Annotated in this window: 9 protein-coding genes; 3 read left to right on the top strand and 6 right to left on the bottom strand. The window is 70.4% G+C overall.

Features of this window, described 5'->3' with window-relative positions:
- The first annotated feature begins 98 nt into the window (after window positions 1-98).
- Together M4J07_RS15090 and M4J07_RS15095 are read left to right on the top strand one after the other, a co-directional pair.
- Window positions 99-2450, top strand: coding sequence for a ribonucleoside-diphosphate reductase subunit alpha (locus tag M4J07_RS15090; RefSeq protein WP_255972013.1), 2352 nt, complete (start codon window positions 99-101; stop codon window positions 2448-2450).
- On the top strand, window positions 2450-3466 hold the full coding sequence (locus M4J07_RS15095; protein WP_255972015.1) for a ribonucleotide-diphosphate reductase subunit beta: 1017 nt from the start codon (window positions 2450-2452) through the stop codon (window positions 3464-3466). Before M4J07_RS15090 ends, M4J07_RS15095 begins: the two co-directional genes overlap by 1 nt.
- Before the next feature lie 14 nt (window positions 3467-3480).
- On the opposite strand, the gene M4J07_RS15100 is transcribed toward M4J07_RS15095, so the two are convergent.
- Window positions 3481-3648, bottom strand: a complete 168-nt coding sequence (locus tag M4J07_RS15100) for a hypothetical protein (RefSeq protein WP_255972017.1) — start codon at window positions 3646-3648, stop codon at window positions 3481-3483.
- Window positions 3649-3741: 93 nt separating this feature from the next.
- On the opposite strand from M4J07_RS15100, the gene M4J07_RS15105 reads away from it, so the two are divergent.
- Window positions 3742-4719, top strand: a complete 978-nt coding sequence (locus M4J07_RS15105) for a GlxA family transcriptional regulator (protein ID WP_255972019.1) — start codon at window positions 3742-3744, stop codon at window positions 4717-4719.
- A gap of 4 nt (window positions 4720-4723) precedes the next feature.
- Here M4J07_RS15105 and M4J07_RS15110 read toward each other — a convergent pair whose 3' ends face one another.
- From M4J07_RS15110 to M4J07_RS15130, 5 genes are all read right to left on the bottom strand, one after another.
- Complete coding sequence (locus M4J07_RS15110; RefSeq protein WP_255972021.1) at window positions 4724-6112, bottom strand: bifunctional albaflavenone monooxygenase/terpene synthase; 1389 nt, start codon at window positions 6110-6112, stop codon at window positions 4724-4726.
- Complete coding sequence (locus tag M4J07_RS15115; RefSeq protein WP_374215042.1) at window positions 6109-7194, bottom strand: terpene synthase family protein; 1086 nt, start codon at window positions 7192-7194, stop codon at window positions 6109-6111. The genes M4J07_RS15110 and M4J07_RS15115 overlap by 4 nt, the downstream gene beginning before the upstream one ends.
- Window positions 7195-7536: 342 nt before the next feature.
- Complete coding sequence (def, locus tag M4J07_RS15120) at window positions 7537-8187, bottom strand: peptide deformylase (protein ID WP_255972022.1); 651 nt, start codon at window positions 8185-8187, stop codon at window positions 7537-7539.
- 150 nt (window positions 8188-8337) lie between these two features.
- Window positions 8338-9318, bottom strand: a complete 981-nt coding sequence (locus tag M4J07_RS15125; protein ID WP_255972024.1) for a tetratricopeptide repeat protein — start codon at window positions 9316-9318, stop codon at window positions 8338-8340.
- Window positions 9319-9435: 117 nt separating this feature from the next.
- Window positions 9436-10501: HD-GYP domain-containing protein (locus tag M4J07_RS15130; RefSeq protein ID WP_255972026.1), on the bottom strand; the 1066-nt coding region annotated here is incomplete at its 5' end.

Consider the following 10501-nt stretch of genomic DNA (forward strand, 5'->3'; position numbering starts at 1 on the left):
GGGCCTCGCGGAATGGGCCGGTGACGACGGCGCCGCCGTGTGCGCGCCCGAGCCACTCCTCCCCGCAGGCCCCGAGCCGAGCGAGGGAGAGCCTCCACGTGACCATCGCGCCGCCCGCCGAACCGGTCTCAGCCGCACCGGAAGACGCTCCGGGTACCGCGCTGCTGCGCACCCTGACCGAGCTGACCGCCGACCTCCCCGACGCCGACCCCGGCCGGGTCGCCGCCGCCGCGCTGCGCGGCCGCAGTGCCCGCGCCGACGAGGCCGAGCTGCGCGAACTCGCCACCGAGGCCGCGGCCGGGCTGATCTCCGAGGACCCCGCGTACTCCCGGCTCGCCGCGCGCCTGCTCACCCTCTCCATCGCCGCCGAGGCCGCCTCGCAGGGCGTCACGTCCTTCACGGAGTCGGTCGCGGTCGGCCACCGCGAGGGCCTGATCGCGGACCGCACCGCCGATTTCGTCCGCGTGCACGCCGCCCGGCTCGACGCCCTGATCGACCCGGCCGCCGACGACCGCTTCGGCTACTTCGGGCTGCGCACCCTGCACAGCCGCTACCTGCTGCGCCACCCGATCACCCGGCACGTCGTCGAGACCCCGCAGCACTTCATGCTGCGCGTCGCCGCGGGCCTGGCCGAGGACGATTCGGCCCGCGCCCTGGACGAGGTCGCCGCGCTGTACGGCCTGATGAGCCGGCTCGACTACCTGCCGTCCTCCCCCACGCTCTTCAACTCCGGCACCCGGCACCCGCAGATGTCGAGCTGCTACCTGCTCGACTCCCCGCTGGACGAGCTCGACTCGATCTACGACCGCTACCACCAGGTGGCCCGGCTGTCGAAGCACGCGGGCGGCATCGGCCTCTCGTACTCCCGCATCCGCAGCCGTGGTTCGCTGATCCGCGGCACGAACGGGCACTCCAACGGCATCGTGCCGTTCCTCAAGACGCTGGACGCCTCGGTCGCCGCCGTGAACCAGGGCGGCCGCCGCAAGGGCGCGGCCGCCGTCTACCTGGAGACGTGGCACTCCGACATCGAGGAGTTCCTGGAGCTGCGCGACAACACCGGTGAGGACGCGCGCCGCACCCACAACCTGAACCTGGCGCACTGGATCCCGGACGAGTTCATGCGCCGGGTGAACGCGGACGCGCCGTGGTCGCTGTTCTCGCCGGCCGACGTGCCCGAGCTGGTCGACCTGTGGGGCGCGGAGTTCGACGCCGCATACAAGAAGGCCGAGGCGGACGGCAAGGCCCAGAAGACCATCCCCGCCCGGGACCTGTACGGCCGCATGATGCGCACCCTCGCGCAGACCGGCAACGGCTGGCTGACCTTCAAGGACGCCGCCAACCGCACCGCCAACCAGACGGCGGAGCCCGGCCACACGGTCCACTCCTCGAACCTGTGCACCGAGATCCTGGAGGTGACGGACGACGGGGAGACGGCCGTCTGCAACCTGGGGTCGGTCAACCTCGGCGCGTTCGTCGACGGTTCGGACATCGACTGGGAGCGGCTCGACGAGACCGTCCGCACGGCCGTCACGTTCCTCGACCGGGTCGTCGACATCAACTTCTACCCGACCGAGCAGGCGGGCCGTTCCAACGCCCGCTGGCGTCCGGTGGGCCTGGGCGCGATGGGGTTGCAGGACGTCCTGTTCAAGCTGCGGCTCCCGTTCGACTCCCCCGAGGCCAAGGCGCTCTCCACGCGGATCCAGGAGCGCATCATGCTCGCCGCGTACGAGGCGTCCGCCGACCTCGCCGAGCGCAACGGCCCGCTCCCGGCCTGGGAGAAGACCCGTACCGCGCGCGGCGTGCTGCACCCGGACCACTACGGCGTCGAGTTCACCTGGCCGGAGCGCTGGGCCGCGCTGCGCGAGCGCATCGCCTCGACCGGCATGCGCAACTCGCTGCTCCTCGCCATCGCGCCGACGGCCACCATCGCGTCCATCGCGGGCGTCTACGAGTGCATCGAGCCGCAGGTCTCCAACCTCTTCAAGCGCGAGACGCTGTCGGGCGAGTTCCTCCAGGTGAACTCGTACCTGGTGGCGGAGCTCAAGGCGCTCGGTGTCTGGGACGCGCAGACCCGGGAGGCGCTGCGCGAGTCCAACGGCTCGGTGCAGGGCTTCACCTGGGTGCCCGAGGAGGTGCGCGCCCTGTACCGCACGGCGTGGGAGATCCCGCAGCGCGGCCTCATCGACATGGCGGCGGCCCGCACCCCGTTCCTCGACCAGGCCCAGTCCCTGAACCTGTTCATGGAGACGCCGACCATCGGCAAGCTCTCCTCGATGTACGCGTACGCCTGGAAGTCGGGCCTGAAGACGACGTACTACCTGCGCTCGCGCCCCGCGACGCGCATCGCCCGCGCCGCGGCCCGCGCCACCGTCCCCGTACAGACGGCGTCCGAGGCCGACGCGGTCGCCTGCTCCCTGGAAAACCCCGAGTCCTGCGAGGCCTGCCAGTAATGACGACCACTCCTGAGAAGAACTTGCTCGACCCGGGCTTCGAACTGACCCTGCGGCCCATGCGCTACCCGGACTTCTACGAGCGCTACCGGGACGCGATCAAGAACACCTGGACGGTGGAGGAGGTCGACCTCCACTCGGACGTCGCCGACCTCGCCAAGCTGTCGCCGGGCGAGCAGCACATGATCGGCCGTCTGGTCGCGTTCTTCGCGACGGGCGACTCGATCGTCGCCAACAACCTGGTGCTGACGCTCTACAAGCACATCAACTCCCCCGAGGCGCGGCTCTACTTGAGCCGTCAGCTGTTCGAGGAGGCCGTGCACGTCCAGTTCTATCTGACGCTGCTCGACACCTACCTGCCCGACCCGGAGGACCGGTCGGCGGCGTTCGCGGCGGTGGAGAACATCCCGTCGATCCGCGAGAAGGCCGAGTTCTGCTTCAAGTGGATGGACTCGGTCGAGCAGATGGACCGCCTGGAGTCCAAGGCGGACCGCCGCCGCTTCCTGCTCAACCTGATCTGCTTCGCGGCGTGCATCGAGGGGCTGTTCTTCTACGGGGCGTTCGCCTACGTCTACTGGTTCCGCTCGCGCGGCCTGCTGCACGGGCTCGCCACCGGCACCAACTGGGTGTTCCGCGACGAGACGATGCACATGAGCTTCGCCTTCGACGTGGTCGACACGGTCCGCAAGGAGGAGCCGGACCTGTTCGACGACGAACTGGAGCAGCAGGTCACCGCCATGCTGCGGGAGGCGGTCGAGGCGGAGCTGCAGTTCGGCCGCGACCTGTGCGGTGACGGCCTGCCGGGCATGAACACCGAGTCCATGCGGCAGTACCTGGAGTGCGTCGCCGACCAGCGCCTGCAGCGCCTCGGCTTCGCGCCCGTCTACGGCTCGGAGAACCCCTTCTCCTTCATGGAGCTGCAGGGCGTCCAGGAGCTGACCAACTTCTTCGAGCGCCGCCCCTCGGCCTACCAGGTCGCGGTCGAGGGTTCGGTCGGCTTCGACGAGGAGTTCTGAGGCGTTCCGGTGTACTAGGCCGCCTTGGCGAACCCGGCGCGGCGGGAGGTCTCCTCGGCCTCGCGCCGCGCCTTCGCGATCTCGCGGTCGATGCGGCGGTCGTGCGCCATCCCGTACAGGGACGGGGCGGCGAGGAGGAGGAAGACGACGAGGACGGTGAGGTAGTTCATCGCTGTGTTCATGCCTCTACTGTCGCGCCGCACGGACCGCCCGGGCAGTGGCAGGACCGTCACTGACCCTCGAATTACTGCCAACTCTGCGGCACACTGGACGGCATGCAGAAGGCAGCGACATTGACGAACGTGGCCGCGGTGCTGCTCGACGGCGTGCACCCCTTCGAACTCGGCGTCGTCTGCGAGGTGTTCGGCCTCGACCGGAGCGACGCCGGGCTCCCCGTGTACGACTTCGCGACGGTCTCCGCCGAAGGTCCGACCCTGACCACGCACGTCCCCGGCATGACGATCTCCACCCCGCACGGCCTGGAGCGGCTCGCGGAGGCCGACCTCATCGCGATCCCCTCGGCCGGGCGCCGGTTCGACCAGTACCCGCCGGAGCTGCTCGACGCGCTGCGGCAGGCGGTCGACCGGGGCGCGCGCGTGCTCAGCCTGTGCGCGGGGGTGTTCGTGCTCGGCGCGGCCGGACTGCTCGACGGGCGCCGCTGCGCGGTCCACTGGCGCTACGCCCGGGAGCTGGCCGTCCAGTTCCCGCGCACCCGGGTCGACCCGGACGTGCTGTACGTCGACGAGGGCCCGGTCATCACCTCCGCCGGCACGGCCGCGGGCATCGACGCCTGCCTGCACATCGTCCGCACCGAGCACGGCTCCGAGGTGGCCAACGCGATCGCCCGCCGGATGGTCGTCCCACCGCACCGCGACGGCGGCCAGGCGCAGTACGTGGAGCGCCCGCTGCCCGTCTCCCGCTGCGACACGGTGGGCGAGGTGCTGACCTGGATGGAGCGGAACCTGGACGCGCCGGTGACCGTGGAGGAGCTCGCGGCGCGTGCCCACATGTCCCCGCGCACCTTCGCGCGCCGCTTCCAGCAGGAGACGGGCACCACCCCGTACCGCTGGCTGCTGCGCCAACGGGTGCTGCTGGCCCAGGCGTTGCTGGAGGGCACCGACGAGACGGTCGACGCGATCGCGTTCCGCGCGGGGTTCGGCAACGCGGCGGCGATGCGGCACCAGTTCATGAAGGCGCTGGGCACGACGCCCAACGCCTTCAGAAGGACCTTCCGAGTCCGGCTCGCGGGCTAGGGCTCTAGGTGCGGGCCTCCACCCTGATCAGCGCCTGCCGGGGCTGCAGCGTGATCCCGATCCGGGGCGTGCCGTCCGCACCGGCGGCCGGCGTCACCCGCCACTTCTGCACGACCGCCCCCAGGACCAGGGACAGTTCCGCCATGCTGAAGTGGTCTCCTGGGCACTTGCGGTTGCCGACGCTGAACGGCGCGTGCGCCGCGGGCGTGACGTCCGCGGCGCGCTCGGGCAGCCAGCGGTCGGGGTCGAACGCCAGGTGGTCGTGGAACGCGCGCGGGTCGCGCTGCATGGCCAGCGGGCTGTAGACGATGTCCGACCCGGCCGGAATGCGATACCCGCCGAGCGTCGTGTCGACGGCGGCGAGCCGCGTCAATATCCAGACGGCGGGCCGTATCCGCATCGACTCGGTGATGAGATTCCGCATATATGCGAGTTCTTTGATGTCACCGAAAGCGACCGGCCGGCCACGCGTGACGGATTCGAGCTCCTCGCTCAACCGGCTTTCGTGCTCGGGGTGTTCGGCGAGAAGCTGGAACGTCCACGTCAGCGTCTTCGCCACATTCTCGGCTCCCGCCACGACGAGCGAGACGACTTGGTCGTGCACCTCCTGCTCGTTGACCGTTTCACCATTCTCGTCGCGGTCGTCGAGCAAAGCCGCGAGGAGGTCGTCCGGATTGCTTCCCGGGGCCATTGAAGCCGCCGCGGCCCTTCGCTCCGCGATGATCTCGTCGACCAGCCGATGCAAATCGGCCAGCGCGTTCTCGAATCGCCGATTGGCCGGCAGCGGCATCCGGTACAGCGGCCCGAAGGACAGGATCATCCGCCGGTACAGACCCTCGAACACCGTGTGCAGTGCCGCGCTCAGCCGGTCCGCCCGCTCGTCGATCGACTCGACCTGGAGCACGGAACGCGCCACGATCCGGGTCGCGGTGCGGAACACCTCGGCGCCGATGTCGACCGTCTGCCCGTCGCTCCAGCGCGCGGCCATCGCGCGCGCCTCGTCCTCCATCACGACCGCGTACTCGTGGATCCGGTCCATCCTGAACGCGGGCTGGATCGCCCGGCGCTGGCGCCGGTGCAGCGGCCCGTTGCTGGTCGCCACCCCCTTGCCCAGCAGGACGCCCATGGTCTCCCACAGCGGCCCGCCGACCAGGAAGTCCGGGCTCTTGAGGAGCGTGGCGACCAGCTCCGGGTCGCACACCGCGTAGGCCGTCTTCGGGCCCAGCTTCAGCCGGACGACGTCGCCGCCGTCGCGCAGCTCCGTCAGGAAGCCCAGCGGGTCGCGCAGCAGGTTCCAGGCGTGGCCGAGGAGCGGCGCGCCACCGGGGGCGGGCGGCGGCTGCTCCGGGCCGGTGCTCGGCGCGGGGGCCGGCAGCGTGGACTCGACGGTCATGCGCACTCACCTACTTGATCCGTCTGTTCCGTCGGTTCGGTGTCGGTGATGTACGGCGGAGTGGCGCGATCGTCCCAGCTGTCCACCGCGTACCGCCCCGATTCGTGATGGAACCAGTACACGGAACTGAACCAGTTCCGCATATTCGACATGCACGACCTGATGGCGTCCGCGAGTTCCTTCCCGTGCGGTCCGATATTCTCGGTCGCGGCCGCGATACGCTCGACCTCGATCTCCGCCTCGAGGAAATCGGTGATGGTTCCCTCGACCCTCCTCCGCACTTCTGCGATCGCCTCCTGAAGGGAAAGCCCTTCGTGTTTGATGAGGCTGATCCCGAGGTTGTGCAGTTCCTCTCCCGCGAGTTCTTTCGGAAGCGAGCAGAGGTCGTTGTACCAGGCGGCGAAATCCTGGCAGGCGAGCGCCGCACGCGTGAATGCCTCGTTCTTCCGCACCCATGTGGGGAGTTCGTGCTGCGCGGTCGGCTCCAACAGGTCGAGCCAGATCCAGTGCGCGAATGTATTCCGGCGCAGAGCGATGTACTCGTCGACGGACGGGACCGTTCCCGTCATTCGGTTGCGGAACTCCTGGTCGTACGCGTCGATCACCACGTGGAAGTGGCGGGCGAACCGGGCGTTCCACGTCCGGCTCAGCGACCCGTAGAGCCGCTCGAGACTGTCCGCGAAGCCCGCGACCAGCGGGTCCCTGTGGTCCAGGTGAAGCTGTGGGGCCTCGGTGGCCGCGTGCAGCTGGACGGCGAGCCGCCGCCAGCTCGCCGTCCTTCCGTGGATCACGTCGCGGTCGTGGCGGTCGTCCCAGACGAAGAACCACGCGCTGTAGTCGCATATCGCGGCCAGCACGTCGTTGGGGGCACCAATGTAGTAGCCCGCCATGAGGTCGGTGTAGCACAGGCCATCGGCATATTTCTCCACCTTGTCGGCGGGCATGAGCCGTTTTTCGAGCAGCCAGGAGCGGGTCTTCTCCTGAAGCTTTGGCCAATACGGGTGCAGATTACGAGGAAACGCGTCCTCGATCACCGGAAGCGCCAGCGCCGGTGGGACCGCTGTCTGTGGATAGGCAGGCACGAACAAACCCCTCTCTGCCGCCTGAAGGCGTACGCCCCTCCCGCAGTGCCGGGCGCGCGCCGTTGCGTATCCCCGCGCTTTCTATTCAGCACTACAACTGACCGTTCTGGGAACGGATTTGCTCCCCTCACTACCCCTCGTCACCGGATTCGTCCCCTTACATGACCGAATATGGATCTCCGGCGGCCGGTCCTGTTCGCACACGCGGGCGTACGCGGGTGTGTGCGGGTGTGCGGGGTGTCGACGGATGTTCCGCGAGCGTCTGTGGGCGCACGAGAGAGCGGCGCCTGGCCGGAATCATCCGTACCAGACGCCGCTCGGGGACCAACAGGCCTGAAGGCCTCAGTCGTTGGGGACCACGGGGTAGCGCGGGGTCCCTTCCTCCATCTGCTTCAGCGCGTTCTTGCGCTCACGCTTCGACAGCCGGTCGATGTACAGGTAGCCGTACAGGTGGTCCGTCTCGTGCTGCAGGCAGCGGGCGAAGTAGCCGGTGCCGCGCACGGTGATCGCGTTGCCCTTCTCGTCCTTGCCGGTGACCACCGCGTAGTCGGGGCGGGCGAGTTCGGCGTACGCGGTCGGCACCGACAGGCAGCCCTCGTTCGAGTCGTCGAGGCGGCGCTGGTCGGCGGGCAGCTCCTGGAGGACCGGGTTGCAGACGACGCCGGTGTGGCGCACGCCCTCGTCGTCCGGGCAGTCGTACACGAAGACCTTGAGGTCCACACCGATCTGGTTGGCGGCGAGACCGACGCCCTCGGCGGTGCGCTGACTGGCGAACATGTCGTCGACGAGCGCGGCGAGCTCGTCGTCGAAGGCGGTCACGTCCTTGCACTCCTTGTGCAGGACGGGGTTGCCGACCACGGTGATGGGCCGCGACGTGCCCCGCTCGCGGTACGCCGCCTCCCGTGCCTCACAGTCCTCCGTGTCGATGACGAAGCCCTCGTCGTCCACGGGGAGCACGCCGGAGTGCTGCTGATCGGTGTCCTGCTGGGCCATGACCGGGGTAAGCCTTCCTAGGGAAACGATTACGTCCACAAGGGTACGGGGAGGTGGGGGCCGCCCCGTCAGGGGCGCGGGGCCGTAACGATCGGCGGCTGAGCCGCGGAGCGCGAGCGACCCCCGACGGCCCGCGGACGACGGCACACCTCAGCAGACCTCTTCGAGATCCCGCCAGTCCCGTGAGTCCGGCGAGTCCGCGACCCACCCGTCGAGCAGCCCACGGACCAGCGAAGCCGGCGCGGCCACCCCGCACTCCCGCTCCGGCACCCACAACTGCCCGTCGGTCCGGTGCCCCAGCGGGCCGGGATGCCCCGGCTCGCTGTGGTCGTGCGGATCGAGGTGCTCACCGTCGCCCTCGTCGGACGGCATCCGCGACTCCGAACACATCCGGCACAGCAGCCGCACCGACGACGACCAGTCCTCCGCGGCGAACCCGGCGTCGGCGGCCAGCCGCTCCAGCGCGTCCCGGTCGGCCTCGGTGGCGGCCTCCAGCAGCACCACCCACGTCGGCACCGGCGACGGCGCCCACAGCTCGATCTCGTCGAAGACGGGGTACGAGTGCCCGGCCGCGGTCGTCCGCTCCCCGTGCGGCACCCCGTCGTGCAGTACGACCTCGCCCCAGCGCCGCCCGGACGACGGCAGCGGAATGGACAGCACCTCGATGCGCGCCGGATCGAGCCTGCGGCCCCACACGACCTCCGCCTCGCCCTCCGGCGACAGCCGCACGGCGGCGCTGCCCAGGTCCATCCCGGTCGGCTCACCGGCGGCGGCGGCGCCGCCCGGCACCTTCAGCCCGTACGCCTGCCAGGCCCGCCGCGCCAGCGGCCAGTCCTGCAGCGCGGTGGCGGCGATCCCCACGTTCCACCAGTCGGGAGCGCCGGTCTCCCGGTCGAGCAGCGCGACGGCCCGCAGCCCGGCCGTCCTGGCCTGCTCCCAGTCGTGCCGGAACTTGTGCAGCAGCGCGAGGTTGAACCAGGACTCGGACAGCCACGGCTCCAGGTCGGCGGCGCGGGTGAGCAGCGCTCCCGCGTCCTCGTAGCGACCGTCGCCGATCAGCGTGAACGCACGATCCGTGGCCTGCCGCCAGGAGGCGGAGGGCCGGTGCCGTCCCTTGCCGAAGATCCTCACGATTCCCGCCTGCCGATGCTCGAGGCCTGCGCCCCCGGACGCCGCGCGTTCTCTGCGTTTCCTGCCTTCATTCGCATCCAACCACGTACGGTCGGACGCCCGCTCATTACCCATGGGTTACCCAGCCGACCCTAGGCTCAGACCGGGGTGCGACACCACTCTGGCCAGGGCTTCCACGACCTCCGGCTGGTACTCGTGGCCCGTGGCCAGACGCAGCCGTTCCAAGGCCGCCAGCGGCCCCTGAGGGCCCTGTTCCCTGGCCATCTCGTCGTACGCGTTCGCTGTCCGCACAATCCGGGCGGTGAGGGGCTGTTCACGGTACGGATCGGCCTGCCGCTCGACCACCACGGCGATCCGGGCGTCCACGCCGGTCTGCCGGACGACGGCGCCGCCGAGGAGCGCTATCCGCCGCTGCTGGGCCGGCGGCAGCGCCGCGGTGGCGCCTTCCATCACGGGGTCGACCAGCGACAGCTGCCCGATGTCGTGCATCAGGGCCGCGTACTCCAGAACGGTCAGGTCGGGACCCGAGAGCCCCAGGTCACGCCCTATGGCACGGCTCAGCGCCGCCACCCGGTGGGCGTGCCCGTGCGGGGTGTACCCGGCGATCTCGGTGGCCCGGGCCAGCGAGGCGATGGTCTGGCGGTAGGTCTCCTTCACCGCGGAGTACCGGCGGAAGGCCAGCTGGGTGAGGAGCAGCGGCAGACTGATCACGGGCAGCGCCCACAGCCCGGCGACGGCGACGGCGAGCGCCATGACCGCGCCGGTCGCGCACACCGCGGAGCCGATCCCGAGCATGGCCCGCAGCTCGTCGCGCAGCAGCGGGCCGAACGGCCACCGGGTCCTGGCCCTGGCCATGGCGGCGGCGAGCACGGCGTCGCACAGCGCGGTGAGCACGAGCAGTCCGGCGATGAGCAGGGCGTAGTACGCGCCGCCGCCGAACCACTCCGCCAACTTGCCCTGGTTGTAAAGCGGTTGGAAGCAGACGGCGGCGAAGGCGACCGTCAGCACCCGCCGCGCCATGTGATCGAGGGTGGGCCCCCTCCCCCGGGCCACGTGCGGTACGCACCCGACGAGCGCGCCCGCGACGGTGACCGCGACGACCTGCAGCACCCCGTGCCGCGTGGGCTCCCCCGCCACCTCCCCCAGCAACGCGTACGCGAGCGCTCCCGCGGCCCCGAGCGGC

The sequence above is a fragment of the Streptomyces longispororuber genome (assembly GCF_024448165.1).
Lineage (GTDB): Bacteria > Actinomycetota > Actinomycetes > Streptomycetales > Streptomycetaceae > Streptomyces > Streptomyces longispororuber_A.

Bases quoted from the DNA above. Each gene is read 5' to 3' on its own strand.
- M4J07_RS15095 (WP_255972015.1), top strand. From the start codon at position 2,450: ATGACGACCACTCCTGAGAAGAACTTGCTCGACCCGGGCTTCGAACTG.
- M4J07_RS15100 (WP_255972017.1), bottom strand. From the start codon at position 3,648: ATGAACACAGCGATGAACTACCTCACCGTCCTCGTCGTCTTCCTCCTC.
- M4J07_RS15105 (WP_255972019.1), top strand. From the start codon at position 3,742: ATGCAGAAGGCAGCGACATTGACGAACGTGGCCGCGGTGCTGCTCGAC.
- M4J07_RS15110 (WP_255972021.1), bottom strand. From the start codon at position 6,112: ATGACCGTCGAGTCCACGCTGCCGGCCCCCGCGCCGAGCACCGGCCCG.
- def (WP_255972022.1), bottom strand. From the start codon at position 8,187: ATGGCCCAGCAGGACACCGATCAGCAGCACTCCGGCGTGCTCCCCGTG.